Raw genomic sequence first — 13495 nt, 5'->3', positions numbered from 1 at the left:
CGGGTCTCCCGCTTCTACGGCGCCGCGTGCTGATCCGGGCTTTGTTGTCCTCAAACGATTCTGGTGGTTTCGACGTCGCTGAGCGCGGTCGGGAACACCGAAGTTCGGGATCAGGATTGCTTGCGGAACAGAATCGCGGAAGTCGGACGGCGCGGCGTCGCCGCATCCGGACCCGGTCCCGTGCATACACCGACCCGGATCATCACTTGCGGCACGCCCTCGATGCGGGCCGTTTCCCGCAGGAACGCACGTGAGGATTCGGATTCCGTCAGGTGCGTGACGGAGCAGGTGGCCAGTCCACGGGCGGTGCACGCGAGGAGCACGGCCGATAGGGCTTCACCGCTCCGCAGCCAGTCGAGCCGCGTGTCCGTCGTGGTCGACAGGAGAAGTATCGCGGCTCGGTCCTCCGTCTCTGCCGACTCGCCGGTCGCGTTGCCGGGAGGGAACTCCCGCTCGGTCGCCACCGTGCGCCGTCCCGGTGGGAGTGCGTCCGGAGGTATTCCGTCCGGGTACATCGCATGTCCGGCCCACCAAGAAAGTTCCGTCTGATAGGCAAGGTCGGAGCGGCGTTCGCCGACGATGCGACGGGACAACTCCTCGAGTGCCGGTCGCTCGTGTTCGGCGATGGCACTCAGGCGGACACCCGCGGGTTCGACTAACATCTGCAGAGCGCTCTCGGTCCGAGCCCACTCCTGCGGAGCCCCCATCGGTAACCGCTCGGTACGTCGGCGGCCGATCGCCTCTGCCATCCGGAGGTCGGTGTCGGTCACCGCGTCAACTCGGCGGAAGCGCAGCGTCGCGAGACAACGACGATTCGTCGCGTCCGGCATCCGTTCGACCACGGTCGCCCAGTATCGGGCGATCAACGCCGTCCGGAGATGGTGCAGCACCGCTCCGCAGGACAGCAACATCTGGCGACCGGACGGATCGGTGGCCGGCAGGATGCGATCGTTGTCGCTGAACAACGTGAGTCCGTCCGCGTCCAGGATCCACCGCCACGGCTGACTGTTGTGCAACGACGGCGCGCGACCCGCGAGCGCAACTGCTGACTCGAGAGTCCGACGGTCCGGCATCGTCTCCACTGCTGCCTCCGGGTTTCGAAAGCGTCACCTTCCAGTGTCACGTACAGCCATCGGATTTCGACGAGATTCTCGCGGGACGACCGTAAGCTGAACGGGTGTACTCGTACAAGGTGATCGAGATCCGCGAGGGCATGCTCGGCGGGAAGATGTCCGGCGGCAAGCTCGAGAAGATCCTCAACGATCATGCCCGAGATGGGTGGCGCCTGAAGGCGATCACCTCCGCCGACATCAAGGGACGGATCGGTCCCGGTGGCGTCGAGGGAATGCTCGTGACGTTCGAACGCGAAGAGTAGAAGTCATGTCGCAGCGGATGCCGGTACCCACCGGTAGCGGCAGTAGCTCCTGTCGGCCGTTGCCGGCGACCTGAGCCGAAGGACGGACAGGTGTCGTCGCAGCCGGAGGTCCGCTCGGGTTCGACACTGGTACTCGCAGTGCTGGCGTCGGGCCAGTTCCTGATGACGCTCGACAGCTCGGTGATGAACGTGTCGATGGCGACCGTCGCGCAGGACGTCGGCACCACGATCACCGGCATCCAGACCGCGATCACCCTCTACACCCTGGTGATGGCATCCTTGATGATCACCGGCGGAAAGGTCGGCACGATCCTTGGTCGACGTCGTGCGTTCGGCATCGGACTGGTGATCTACGGCATCGGCTCGTTCGTCACGGGACTCGCCCCCAACCTTGCGGTCCTGCTGCTGGGATGGTCGTTGCTCGAAGGTATCGGCGCAGCCCTGATCATGCCGGCGATCGTCTCGCTCGTCGCGGCCAACTTCCCTCCCGAACGACGTGCCGCAGCGTACGGCCTGGTGGCAGCGGCCGGTGCGTCGGCCGTGGCCGTGGGGCCGTTGCTCGGCGGGGCGGTCACGACATTCGCGTCGTGGCGCTACGTCTTCTTCGGTGAGGTCGTCCTCGTGGCGCTGATCCTGCTGGTGCTGCGTCGCATCGAGGACGTTCCCCCTCACCGCGTCCACCTCGATCTCGTGGGATCTGCTCTGTCCGTCGTCGGTTTGGGATCCGTCGTCTACGGCGTCCTGCGCTCGAGCGAGTGGGGCTGGGTCCGGGCCGCGCCCGGCGGTCCCGCCGTACTCGGCCTGTCCCCGGTCATCTGGCTTCTCGTGGCGGGCTCGCTTGTGCTCTACGCATTCGTGCGGTGGCAGACCGCTCTCATGGACAAGGGACGCGATCCGCTCGTCGATCCGAGGATGTTCGCCAACCGACAACTCGTCGGCGGGCTGACGATGTTCTTCGCGCAGTTCGCGGTGCAGGCCGGAGTCTTCTTCTCCGTCCCTCTCTTCCTATCGGTCGTACTCGAACTCAGCGCGGTCGAGACCGGTGTGCGGATCCTGCCGTTGTCGATCGCGCTGGTGCTGGCCGCAACAGTGATCCCGAAAGTGCGACCCCACGCCGATCCCCGACGCGTCGTGCGCGTCGGCCTGGGTTCGATGATCCTGGGAATCCTGATCCTCGTCGTCGGTATGGACCCGGGTGCCGATGCGGCCGTGGTGTCGATCCCCATGTTGTTGATGGGTCTCGGGCTGGGGGCGCTGGCTTCCCAGCTCGGCGCGGTCACGGTCTCGTCGGTACCGGATTCCGAGAACGCCGAGGTCGGCGGTTTGCAGAACACCGCAACGAATCTCGGGGCGTCGCTGGGCACCGCGCTGATCGGATCGATCCTGATCGCCACCCTCACCACGTCGGTCGTCGCAGGAATCGAGAACAACCCCGACATCCCGTCGTCGGTTCAGCAGCAGGCGACCACCGAGCTGGCCACCGGTGTGCCGTTCCTGTCCACGACGCAGTTGCAGGCCGGGCTCGACGAGGCGGGTGTCGACCCGTCCACCGCGGAAGCACTCGTCGCGGTCAACGCCGACGCGCGACTCGAAGCGCTGCGCGCCGCGTTCGCCGTGACATTGCTCCTCGCGATCGCGGCGCTGTTCGGGACCGGACGGCTGCCGCGACGAGCGGTCGGAACACCCCCGCCCTAGAAAACTTCGGCGGTGCGCGGGTCAGGACGCGAGCAGACGGCGGAACGAGCTGCGGTGAAACACGATGGGTTCGACGTCGGCGTCGGTGAGCAGTTCGTTGATGCGAAGCACGACGATGGCGTGATCGCCCGCCGGGACCTCCTGCTCCACCGTCACGTCCATGCGCACGCTCGTGCCGGACACGAACAGGGCACCGCCCTCGCGGCTCTCGATGTCGATTCCGGCGAAGCGGTCGCCGTTCTTCGCGGCGAGCACCCGCGCGGCACCGTCGTGCTCCTCGCTGAGCACGCTGATGCCCAGGTGCGGGAGCGACGACAGTCGCGGCCACGTGGTCGAGGTGTTCTGCACGCAGAACGAGACGAGCGGCGGGTCGAGCGACACCGGAACGAAGGTGCTCGCCGCCATCCCGATCCGCTCCCCGTCCACCTCCGCGCAGATCGCGACGACGCCCGAGGGAACGTGCGCGAATGCCTGACGCAGAGACGGTCCGTCGAGAGTGGTCATGAGGCGGCCTCGTTTCGGAGTGCGGCGGACAGCACCGGCGACCAGCGTTCGGCGTAGTCCGCAATACGGGTATCGGTTGTGTAGGTCGAATCGTGAAGATACAGGCCGGGCGCCGGGCTCGTGGCGCCCAGTTCCACCAGGACGGGCTTGAGCAGCAGGTCGGGCGCGAGTGCGTGAGCGGGCCCGGCACCGAGCATGAGCGGCACGGCGACGACGTCGCGCAACCCGTCACCGGTGGCGAACTGGTCGAGGAACAACTTGAGGACGCCCGTGTAGGTGGCCTTGAAGGTGGGGCTCGCGAATACCACGAGAACGGCGGCCGCGACGGTCTCGACCGCGGCGGCGACCTTCTCGTCGCCCCAGCCGAGCAGTCCCGCTCCGAGTGTGATCACGTCCACAACGTGATCGGGCTCTCGTCCGGTAAGCGCCGTGGCGAGGCGGGCTCCGGCGTCGAGGGTTCGAGATGCGGGCTTCGGGTTGCCCGCGACGACAACGATCGTCACTGGAGTTCACCTTCCGGATCGGCCCTCCGGTGGAGAGCGGAGTACCCCGCCATCCTTCTCCCCGGTCACACGTACCGGAACCGTTTCGATCCTTACGAGCGGAAACCTCGACGCCCCCTCGGTAGGGTCGGGTGGATGAGTGTCGCGGATTCACAGTCAGCCCCCACCGACGGTCTCGCGGGATGGGCGCTCGACCTGATGGACCGCCTCGGCGGTGTCGGTGCCGGCATCGCCATCGCACTCGAGAACTTCTTCCCTCCGCTGCCCAGCGAGGTCATCCTGCCGCTCGCCGGATTCGCCGCGAGCCTGGGCAGTTTCACCCTGTTCGGTGCGCTGTTCTGGACGACCCTCGGTTCGGTGGTCGGCGCTCTCGGCCTGTATTCGATCGGCCGCTGGGTGGGTGAGGACCGGATCCGTAAGGTCGTGCGGAAGTTGCCGCTCGTCGACGTGGAGGACCTCGATCGTTCGACCGCGTGGTTCGAGCGGCACGGACGCAAGGCCGTCTTCTTCGGCCGGATGGTGCCTGTCTTCCGGAGTCTCATCTCCATCCCTGCCGGTGTCACGCAGATGCCGATCTGGCAGTTCCTCGTCTTCACCACCACGGGCAGTCTGATCTGGAACTCGATCTTCGTGCTGGCCGGTTACCAGCTCGGCGAGAACTGGAGCGCCGTGGAACCGTATGCCTCGGTGCTGCAGTACGTCGTGATCGCCGTCGTCGTCGCGGTGATCGGTTACGCGCTCGTGAAGCGGATCCGCTCGCGGTCGAAGGACAGTGCTTCGGAGAGCCGCGACTGACGGTCAGCCCCACACGGTGATCGCAGTGCATGCACCCGCCACGACCAGGACGGTGACGATGTCCCCGAGCCGCAGTCGCAGCGGTGGGCGGGTCGCCGATCGAGGACCCCGCACCGACAGTGCATCGCCGAGATCGCGGACCTGCCGCATCGACACCGACACCACCGCGCCGACGGCGTCGATCACCTCCTGCCACCATCCCGCCGGATTGCGGAAGCCGGGCCGGCCGCGCACCTTGCGGGCGGCGAACAGCACGCGCATCTCGGCACGCACGGTCGGCAGCATCCGCAACGCCAGCGCGCACACCGTCACCCATTCGTCGACGGGCAGCCGCAACAACCGCAGCGGCGAGAACAGGACCGGCAGGGCGTCGACGAGATCGGACAGCCGCGTCGTCCACCCCACCAGCGACGCAAGGACCAGCAGCCCCACGCCGAGCAGAATCGTCCGGACGTAGGCGGTGAGTCCGCCACCCGCGGCGTTGAGCACCAGGCCGACGGCAAGGACCGCGAACACCCACCACGGAATCGTCGGGACCACCCCGCGCGGGATCCGCGCGACGAGCACGCCCACGACCAGCACGGCGAGCAGGATGCCGAGCCCGATCCAGCTCGGCGCCAAACTCACCGCCACCGACAGTGCCGCTGCCGACAACACCTTCGTACCCGCCCACACCCGGTGCAGGGGTGTCTCCCGCGGCACAGGTCGCAGCAGGATGACGGGGCGGCGCTGCCGCGTACGTGTGCGACTCATGTGATCACCGCTCCCGTCTGCTCCACGATGCGTCCGTCCTCGAGAACCACGGTGCGCGAGCACACCTCTTCCATGCCGTGCAGGTCGTGGGAGATGACGACGATGGTGACGTGCTCGACCGCGCGCAGGTGGGCGAGGATCGAGACGACCTCGCGGCGGCCCTGCACGTCCAGCCCGGCCAGCGGTTCGTCGAGCACGAGGACCCGCGGGGTGCGAGCGAGCTGGGCGGCGATCGCGACCCGCCGCATCTCTCCTCCGCTGAGCCGGTCGATCGGGCGGTCGATCAGTTCGGGACGCAGACCCACCCGGTGCAGGACGGCGGCGACGTAACCGCGGTCGGTGTGCGGGAGTCCGGCCACCTCGGAGATCTCCTGCGCGACGGTCGGTCGTTGCAACTGGAGCCGGGCCTGCTGGAAGACCATGCCCACTTCCCCGTGCAGGTCGGCGGTCGGGGTGTCGTGCAGGACGGCCGTTCCGTGGGTGGGGCGCATCAGTCCGGCGACGATCCACGCGAGCGTCGACTTGCCCGAACCGTTCTCCCCGACGACGAGCATTCCTTCGCCGCGGCAGATCGTCAGCGACACCTCGCGCAGGGCGGTGTGCGCCCAGGGCGTGCCGGCCGCGTAGACGTGCGTGACGTCGCGTAGTTCGAGAACCGGCTGCGGGAAGGACGGGGCGGTCGCCGGGACCGGCGACGGCAGTGGCTGCGGCGCAACCCGCGGGACGATCCGGCCGTCGGCGATGTGCACGACGCGGTCTGCGGCGCGGGCTTCGTCGTCGAGGTGGGTGACGAGCACGACCGCGGTGCCGTCGTGCGCGACGTCCGCGAGCAGGCGGATCAGGTCCGCGCGACTGTCCGCGTCGACCATCGCGGTGATCTCGTCGGCGATGAGCAGTGCGGGTCGCCGGGCCAGTGCGCCCGCCAGTGCCAGTCGCTGGAGTTGCCCGCCGGACAGATCCTCCGTGGCGCGGTCCTCCATCCCGGCGAGGCCGACGCGGGCGAGCAGATCCTCGACGTCGACGTCGTCGATCCCCCACCGCAGGTCCTCGGCGACCGTGCGACCGAGCACCTGACTCTCGGGATGCTGCAGGATCATCGCGGTGCCACCGGGGCGTCCCGGCCCGACGGGCCCGGGACGGTCGACCAGGCCGACGGTCGGCTCCAGTCCCGCGAGCAGCCGCACGAGTGTCGACTTGCCCGAGCCGTTGCCGCCGACGATCGCGACGAACTCCCCCGGTTCGATCGTGAGGTCGATGTCCGACAGGGCGTCGCGGTCGGTTCCCGGATACCGGTAGCCGACGAGCCGCAGGGCGACGGGCAGCGGAGCCGGGTCGGCGGCGGGGTCCTGCTCGGGCCAGTCGACCGACCGGGTCGCCCACGTACTGCGCAGGGCCACCACGCGGAAGATCCCGAAGCACAGCAGTGCGGTGCCCACGGTCCCGATGAGCACTGCGCCACCGATCCACACCCACCACAACCGCACCATGATCTCGAGGGTCCGGTCCCAGGTGTCGACGAACTGCTGGCCCGCACCGGCCGCCTCGAACGCCCGGATCGTGCCGCGCATCGACGCTTCGAGGGCCTCGAGCAGTAGCACCCGGGTCCGGTCGAACAGCAGCAGCAGACCGCAGGCGGCGGCCGCGAGCAGCAACCCGGCCGGGACGGAGCCGGCCAGCACCGCGAACACCGCCGCGTGACCCCACCGGCGGTGCGCGAACCCGACGAGCGTTCCGATACCGGACAGGACGACGACCGCGGCGACGGCGAACGGCCCACCGGCCACAAGCGCAACGACCCCGGCGGCGACCGTCGCGGCGACGATCGCGCGCAGGCGGCCGGTGGCGGCGAGGAAGGCGACGGGCAGCGCGACCAGCACTTGGGCGACACCGACGGGTATCAGTCCCGCGACGACCGACAGCACAGCCGTCAACGTCCCGAAGACCGCCGCTGCGGCGGCCTCCGGTGGTCGTAGAGGTCCCCGTGTCCTGGTCACCGATCGCACTGGGCCCAGTCTGCCAGCCGCTAGGAGGACCGCACGTTCTCCGGTGGCGTCATCTCCACCCGCACGCCGACGAGCCGGACCTCGCGTTCGTGATCGAACCGGTCGAGCAGTCCGACGGCCGCATCCGTGACGGTCGCGAGATCCGTGGTGGGCGACGGAAGAGCGACGCTCGCGGTGTGGGTGACGAACGGCGCGTAGCGGATCTTCAGCGCGACCCGCACTCCCTCCCGTCCCTCCCCGCGGACGTCGTCGACGGCCCGCGCCGCGAGGTCGCGCACGCACCCGACGATCGCGTTCCAGTCGCCGACATTGTGTTGGAAGGTCGTCTCCCGACTGCGCGACCGCGCCACCCACGGTTCCGCCGACACCTCCGTCGAACCCGCACCGGCGCCGAGTCCGACGAGCCACGGGCCGATCTTGGGTCCGAACCGCGCCGCCATCTCGTCGACCGGGGCACTCGCCAGCTCGCGGACCGTGCGGATGCCCATGTCGTCGAGTTTCTTCACCGTGCGCGAACCGATGCCCCACAACGAATCGGGTGAGCGCTCCCCCATCACCGCGAACCAGTTGTCGCGCGTCAACCGGAAGATCCCGCGGGGCTTGCCGAAACCCGTCGCGATCTTCGCGCGCAGGACGTTGTCGCCGATCCCGACGGAACAGTGCAACCCGGTCGCGTCGAGCACGGCGGCCTGCACCTCGCGTGCGAACGCCTCCGGATCGTCGTTCTGCACACCCATGAACGCCTCGTCCCAGCCGAGCACGTCGACGACCGTGCCGAAGACGCGGAGGGCGTCCATCACGACCCTGCGAGACCTCGTTGTAGGTGTCGGCGTCGACGGATCGGACGTGCCCATCCCTCATAGGTTCGCGCGATCGATCCCCCCGGCCACGACGGCGCATTCGCTACGACTTCTGCTATCCGCTGCAGAAATTTCCGTAGCGGATGGCGATTCTTGTAGCGGATGGACGATCACATGATGTGGTGCCGCCCCACGGGCAGGACGAGCGGCTTGCCGGAGACCGGATCGGAGATCACGCGACTGTCCAGACCGAAGACCGCCTTCACCGTCTCACCGGTGAGCACATCCGAGGGGTCCCCCGAGGCGTAGATGCTGCCGTCGGCCATCGCGACGAGGTGGTCGGCGTACCGCGCGGCGAGGTTGAGGTCGTGCAGCACCATCACGATCGTCGTGCCGCGATCGCGGTTGAGGTCGGTGAGCAGGTCGAGGACCTCCACCTGGTGGCTCACGTCGAGGAAGGTGGTGGGTTCGTCGAGCAACAGAAGGTCGGTCTGTTGCGCCAGCACCATCGCGATCCACACGCGCTGCCGCTGACCGCCCGACAGTTCGTCCACGGAACGCTCGGCGAGTTCGGTGGTGTGGGTGGCGGCGAGTGCATCGGCCACGGCCGCGTCGTCCTCGCGGCTCCAGCGTGAGAGCACCCGTTGATGAGGATGCCGACCGCGGCCCACGAGGTCGGCGACGACGATGCCCTCGGGTGCGATCGGCGACTGCGGCAACAGACCGAGGGTGCGGGCGAGTTTCTTGGCGGGCAAGCGGTGGACGTCCTTGCCGTCGAGCAGGACGTGCCCGCCGCGCGGCGACAACAATCGCGACATCGACCGCAGCAGCGTCGATTTCCCGCACGCGTTGGCGCCGACGATGCACGTGATCCGACCAGGCGGCACCTTCAGATCGAGATTTTCGACGACGGTGCGGTTGCCGTAGCCGAGTTCGAGATTCTCGGCGATCAGGGTGTGCGTTGCGGTCACAGCGAGCCTCCCGCGCGGTTGGAGCGAATGATGAGGTAGACGAGATAGGGCGCGCCGAGCGCACCCGTCACCACCCCCACCGGGTAGCGCGTGCCGAAGGCGTACTGGCCGACGAAATCCGCGACCAGCACGAGCAGCGCCCCGACGAGTGCCGCCGGGACGAACAGCGACGTGCCCCGCCCCACGATCCGCGCGGCGATCGGGCCGGACAGGAAGGCGACGAACGCGATGGGTCCGGCCGCGGCGGTGGCGAACGCGATGAGCCCGACCGCGGAGACGATCGCGAACACCCGCGTGCGTTCGACCCGCACGCCGAGTGCCTGCGCCGCGTCGTCGCCGAGCTGGACCATCGACAGGTTGCGTGTCTGCACGAGCAGCACGGGCCCGAGCACCAGGAGGGCGACGACGACGGGCACCGTCGCACCCCACGTCGCACCGTTGAGGCTGCCGGTGAGCCAGCGCATCGTCTCCTGCAGGTCCCACGTCGCCGCCGTGCTCAGCAGATAGGAGGTGACGCTGTCGAGCATCGCGGCGATGCCGATGCCGATGAGGAGCAGGCGCGTGCCCGCCACCCCACCGCGATAGGACAGCCCGTAGATCAGGAGGGCGACGGCCAGACCGGCGACGATCGCGAAGACCGACACTCCGGTACCACCGAGGCCGAGCACGATGATCGCGAAGGCCGCCGCGGCGCTCGCCCCGGAGCTGATGCCGATGATGTCGGGGCTTGCGAGGGGGTTGCGGAGCATCGTCTGGAAGGTGATGCCGCCGAGGCCGAAGCAGATGCCGGCGACCACCGCGAGGACCGCGCGGGGAAGTCTCAGGCGGCCGACGGCGAAGGTCGCCCCGGCCACGTCCTGTCCGAAGACGACGCGCAACACATCCGCGGGCGGATAGAAGGTCCGGCCGAACATCAGGCTCGCCACGAAGGCTGCGGCCACAAGGGTCGCGAGCGCGGCGATGACGAGACGACGACGTCGCCCGCGTCGTACCCGGTTCGCGGCGAGTTCGTCGATGCCGGTGTCGGTGGTCTCGAGTGTGGCGGTCACAGTTCGCGCAGTTTCTGCCGTCGGACGATGTACACGAAGAAGGGCGCCCCGATTAGCGCGGTGATGATGCCGACGTCGATCTCGGCGGGTCGCGCCACGATGCGGCCCACGACGTCGGCGGCGGTCAGCAGTCCCGCCCCGACGAATGCGGAGAAGGGCAGCAGCCACCGGTTGTCGATACCGATGAGCAACCGGCACAGGTGCGGCACGACGAGACCGACGAATGCGATGGGGCCGGCGATGGCGGTCGCCGCTCCGCACAGCAGCACAGCGCCGAGCGCGGCGATGCCGCGGGCGAGAGCGACGCGTTCCCCGAGTCCGGCGGCCATGTCGTCGCCGAGCGCGAGGGAGTTGAGGCTGCGCGCCGACAGCAGGCAGATGACGAAGCCGACGACGAAGAACGGCAAGGCCTGGGAGATGGCGTCGTAGTTCGCGCCGCCCACGCCGCCGATCTGCCACGACCGCACGCTGCCGGCGATGTCGCTGCGCGGCAGGATCACGGCGGTGACGAACGACGCGAGCGCCGCCGAAGTGGCGGCACCGGCGAGGGCGAGTTTGAGGGGTGTCGCTCCCCCACGCCCGAGCGACCCGATCGTGTAGACGAACACCGCAGCAGCGGCGGCACCGATGATCGCGATCCAGATGATCGAGGTCTGCGTCCACAGTCCGAACCACGCCATGCCGATCACGACGGCAAGCGAGGCGCCCATATTGACGCCGAGAATGCCCGGGTCCGCCAAGGGATTACGGGTCACCCCCTGCATCACGGCACCGGCGAGACCGAGCGCCGCGCCGACCAGCAGCGCGAGCACCGTGCGCGGGATGCGCTTGGCGATCGCGCCCTGACCGATGTTGTCGGTGGCGCCGCCGAGGGCCGCGACGATGTCGGCCCAGTCGACGTTGCGCGAACCGATCGTGATCGATGCGATCACCAGCAGGACGAGCACACCGAGCAGAACGAGAAGCCAGACGGAATTGCCGATGGCCGAGCGCCCCTTCTCGGGGGCGCTCGGCATCGACTCGTCGTGTAGTGCGGTCACTCCGCGTTCGTCTTGGCAGCTGCGTCGGAGAGCAGCTGGACGTAGTCGGAGAGGACCCAGGAGATCGCCAGCGGCGTCGGGTTCGCTGCGGTACCGAGCGGGCCGGAGCCGTCGAGGAAGACGATCGAGCCGTTGCGGACGGCGGGCATCTGCGACAGCAGCGGATCGGCCTCGAGCGCGTCGACGAGTTCCTGGTCGCCGTAGGTGACGATGATCTGCACGTCGTCGAAGACGTCGACCTGCTCGGCGCTGACCTTCTTGGAGAAGGCGTCGTCGGTGGAGGCGTCCGCGACGCTCTTCGGGGTGGCCAGTCCGAGGTCCTCGAAGAAGGCGGCGCGGGTGTCGTTGGCGGTGTAGAAGCTGACCTGGCTCAGGTCGGCGGTGTCGACGTGGGTGAGGAACATCGTCGCCTTACCCTCGAGTTCGGGGTGGGCGGCGGCCGCGTCGGAGATCTCCTGCTCGAGGCTCGCGACGAGCTCCTTGCCCTCCTCGGCCATGCCCATTCCGGCACTGTTGAGCTCGATCATGTCGCGCCACGAGGTGGCCCAGGGCGCCTCCGGGTACGCGACGACGGGAGCGATCTCGCTGAGGGTCTCGTAGTCCTCCTGCGTCAGACCGGAGTAGGCGGCGAGGATGACGTCGGGGTTCGTGTCGGACACGGCCTCGAAGTCGATGCCGTCGGTCTCGTCGAACAGCACGGGGGTCTCGGCGCCGAGTTCCTCGAGACGCTCCTCGACCCACGGCAGCATGCCGTTGCCGTCGTCGTCGCCGAAGTTGGCGGCTGCCATTCCCACCGGCACGACGCCGAGCGCGAGAGGCACTTCGTGGTTGGCCCAGTTGACCGTGGCGACGCGCTCGGGCTTCTCGTCGAGGGTGACGGTGCCGAGCGCGTGCTCGATGGTGATCGGGTACTCGCCCGAACCGGCGGAGCCGGAGTCGGCGGTGTCCGAGGAGTCGGAGGATCCACAGGCTGTGAGACCGAGGGCGACCGCGACGGATGCGGCGGCGATCGTCAGAAAGCGCTTCGAACGCATGGAGGCAGAACTCACTCTCGTACGGGGTGGGGGCTCGGCCCTATCTGCCGCGAGCAGTTAGGCGAGGTTTGCCTAAATCTAATGTCGAACCAGATCCGGCGCAATCGCTCGATCGGGACAGCCCCTGTAGCGATCGGGACATCACCCTGCGCGGAACATCCCGGGCGTCGTGCCGGTGACCCTGCGGAAGGCCGCACCGAACGCGCTCGCCGATCGGTACCCCACCTGTTCGGCGACGTCGTCGACGTCGGTGCCGTGACCGAGCAGCATCACCGCGCGCTGGGCACGCACCGCCGCGACCCAGCGCCCGAGGCTCAGGCCGGTCTCCGACCGGAAGGTGCGGGTGATGGTGCGGGTGCTCACCCCCAGTTCGGCCGCCCAGTCCGAGAGCGTCCGCGGATCACTGGGGTCCTCGGCGATCGCTTCGACGATCGGCCGCACGACCGCCGATGACGGCACCTGCACCATCAGTTCGTTCTCGGCGGGGGCGAGCACATCGATCACCATGCGTTCGGTTAGCGACCGCGACCCGTCGCCGAGATGTTCGTCCGCCAGCCGGTCGAGCAGCAGCCGCAGCAGCGGCGTCATCTCCACCGCGACCGGACCGTCGGACAACGACGGCGCCGAGTCGATCCCGAAATGCGCGGTGCGATACCAGGTTCCGGCGGGCATGACGCCCCAGTGGAGCATGCCCGCCGGAATCCACAGTCCCATGGTCGGGGTGATGGTCCACGTGCGCGAACCGATGGTCGCGGTGGACGCACCCCGGTCGTTCCACAGCAACTCGTGCGTCGGATGCGAATGCGCCTCGAAGCGGATCTCGCGGGAGACGAGCTCGTCCATGCCCGCGATGACGAACGGCACGTCGATCTCACCGGCCTCGTAGACCGGCAACGTCCTGCTCTCCGCCGCCTCGACACTCTTCACTCGGCCTCCTCCGCTGCACGACGACGACAATCCTCACACGTCGCGC

General features: G+C 68.6%; 14 protein-coding genes. 3 read left to right on the top strand and 11 right to left on the bottom strand.

Annotation, left to right across the window (positions count from 1 at the left end; translation table 11 throughout):
• Window positions 1–110: 110 nt before the first annotated feature.
• Window positions 111–1073, bottom strand: a complete 963-nt coding sequence (locus ACPCXD_RS20455) for an Acg family FMN-binding oxidoreductase (RefSeq protein ID WP_202400071.1) — start codon at window positions 1071–1073, stop codon at window positions 111–113.
• Between the two features lie 104 nt (window positions 1074–1177).
• Between ACPCXD_RS20455 and ACPCXD_RS20450 the strand changes: the two genes are divergently transcribed.
• Both ACPCXD_RS20450 and ACPCXD_RS20445 read left to right on the top strand, forming a co-directional pair.
• Window positions 1178–1375, top strand: a complete 198-nt coding sequence (locus ACPCXD_RS20450) for a DUF4177 domain-containing protein (protein ID WP_006552868.1) — start codon at window positions 1178–1180, stop codon at window positions 1373–1375.
• Window positions 1376–1465: 90 nt separating this feature from the next.
• Window positions 1466–3070: an MFS transporter gene (locus ACPCXD_RS20445; protein ID WP_423661053.1), complete on the top strand. Its 1605-nt coding sequence runs from the start codon at window positions 1466–1468 to the stop codon at window positions 3068–3070.
• A 21-nt stretch (window positions 3071–3091) separates the two neighbouring features.
• Here ACPCXD_RS20445 and ACPCXD_RS20440 read toward each other — a convergent pair whose 3' ends face one another.
• On the bottom strand, window positions 3092–3574 hold the full coding sequence (locus ACPCXD_RS20440; protein WP_016692074.1) for a flavin reductase family protein: 483 nt from the start codon (window positions 3572–3574) through the stop codon (window positions 3092–3094).
• Entirely contained in the window at window positions 3571–4077 is a 507-nt protein-coding gene (locus ACPCXD_RS20435; protein ID WP_088898743.1) for an NADPH-dependent FMN reductase, read from the bottom strand. The genes ACPCXD_RS20440 and ACPCXD_RS20435 overlap by 4 nt, the downstream gene beginning before the upstream one ends.
• A gap of 135 nt (window positions 4078–4212) precedes the next feature.
• On the opposite strand from ACPCXD_RS20435, the gene ACPCXD_RS20430 reads away from it, so the two are divergent.
• Window positions 4213–4872 (top strand): DedA family protein, encoded by a 660-nt coding sequence (locus tag ACPCXD_RS20430; protein ID WP_423661050.1) that lies wholly within the window; start codon window positions 4213–4215, stop codon window positions 4870–4872.
• 3 nt (window positions 4873–4875) lie between these two features.
• Here ACPCXD_RS20430 and ACPCXD_RS20425 read toward each other — a convergent pair whose 3' ends face one another.
• The 8 genes from ACPCXD_RS20425 to ACPCXD_RS20390 all read right to left on the bottom strand — a co-directional run bounded on the left by ACPCXD_RS20425 (window position 4876) and on the right by ACPCXD_RS20390 (window position 13449).
• Window positions 4876–5625, bottom strand: a complete 750-nt coding sequence (locus tag ACPCXD_RS20425; protein ID WP_145692463.1) for an energy-coupling factor transporter transmembrane component T family protein — start codon at window positions 5623–5625, stop codon at window positions 4876–4878.
• A complete protein-coding gene (locus ACPCXD_RS20420) occupies window positions 5622–7619 on the bottom strand; it encodes an ABC transporter ATP-binding protein (RefSeq protein ID WP_423661048.1) in 1998 nt (665 codons plus the stop codon). Before ACPCXD_RS20420 ends, ACPCXD_RS20425 begins: the two co-directional genes overlap by 4 nt.
• A gap of 29 nt (window positions 7620–7648) precedes the next feature.
• Window positions 7649–8425 carry a DNA polymerase IV gene (locus ACPCXD_RS20415; protein ID WP_514132888.1) on the bottom strand — a complete coding sequence of 259 codons (777 nt, stop codon included), beginning with the start codon at window positions 8423–8425 and terminating at the stop codon, window positions 7649–7651.
• 173 nt (window positions 8426–8598) lie between these two features.
• Entirely contained in the window at window positions 8599–9399 is an 801-nt protein-coding gene (locus tag ACPCXD_RS20410) for an ABC transporter ATP-binding protein (protein ID WP_106200240.1), read from the bottom strand.
• Window positions 9396–10448 (bottom strand): FecCD family ABC transporter permease, encoded by a 1053-nt coding sequence (locus ACPCXD_RS20405; RefSeq protein WP_423661045.1) that lies wholly within the window; start codon window positions 10446–10448, stop codon window positions 9396–9398. The genes ACPCXD_RS20410 and ACPCXD_RS20405 overlap by 4 nt, the downstream gene beginning before the upstream one ends.
• The gene (locus ACPCXD_RS20400) at window positions 10445–11464 is read right to left on the bottom strand and encodes a FecCD family ABC transporter permease (protein ID WP_423661056.1); all 1020 of its coding nucleotides are present in this window, start codon (window positions 11462–11464) and stop codon (window positions 10445–10447) included. Before ACPCXD_RS20400 ends, ACPCXD_RS20405 begins: the two co-directional genes overlap by 4 nt.
• 20 nt (window positions 11465–11484) lie before the next feature.
• Window positions 11485–12522 carry an iron-siderophore ABC transporter substrate-binding protein gene (locus tag ACPCXD_RS20395; RefSeq protein WP_277371340.1) on the bottom strand — a complete coding sequence of 346 codons (1038 nt, stop codon included), beginning with the start codon at window positions 12520–12522 and terminating at the stop codon, window positions 11485–11487.
• 141 nt (window positions 12523–12663) lie between these two features.
• A complete protein-coding gene (locus ACPCXD_RS20390) occupies window positions 12664–13449 on the bottom strand; it encodes a helix-turn-helix transcriptional regulator (RefSeq protein WP_423661043.1) in 786 nt (261 codons plus the stop codon).
• Window positions 13450–13495: the final 46 nt, after the last annotated feature.

Source organism: Rhodococcus sp. AB351, from assembly GCF_049538275.1.
GTDB lineage: Bacteria > Actinomycetota > Actinomycetes > Mycobacteriales > Mycobacteriaceae > Rhodococcus.
This window is presented reverse-complemented; position numbering and strand designations above follow the sequence as displayed.

Excerpts from the sequence above, each read along its gene's own strand:
- ACPCXD_RS20430 (WP_423661050.1), top strand. The coding sequence starts at position 4,213 with ATGAGTGTCGCGGATTCACAGTCAGCCCCCACCGACGGTCTCGCGGGA.
- ACPCXD_RS20395 (WP_277371340.1), bottom strand. The coding sequence starts at position 12,522 with ATGCGTTCGAAGCGCTTTCTGACGATCGCCGCCGCATCCGTCGCGGTC.
- ACPCXD_RS20400 (WP_423661056.1), bottom strand. The coding sequence starts at position 11,464 with ATGCCGAGCGCCCCCGAGAAGGGGCGCTCGGCCATCGGCAATTCCGTC.
- ACPCXD_RS20440 (WP_016692074.1), bottom strand. The coding sequence starts at position 3,574 with ATGACCACTCTCGACGGACCGTCTCTGCGTCAGGCATTCGCGCACGTT.
- ACPCXD_RS20455 (WP_202400071.1), bottom strand. The coding sequence starts at position 1,073 with ATGCCGGACCGTCGGACTCTCGAGTCAGCAGTTGCGCTCGCGGGTCGC.
- ACPCXD_RS20425 (WP_145692463.1), bottom strand. The coding sequence starts at position 5,625 with ATGAGTCGCACACGTACGCGGCAGCGCCGCCCCGTCATCCTGCTGCGA.
- ACPCXD_RS20415 (WP_514132888.1), bottom strand. The coding sequence starts at position 8,425 with ATGGACGCCCTCCGCGTCTTCGGCACGGTCGTCGACGTGCTCGGCTGG.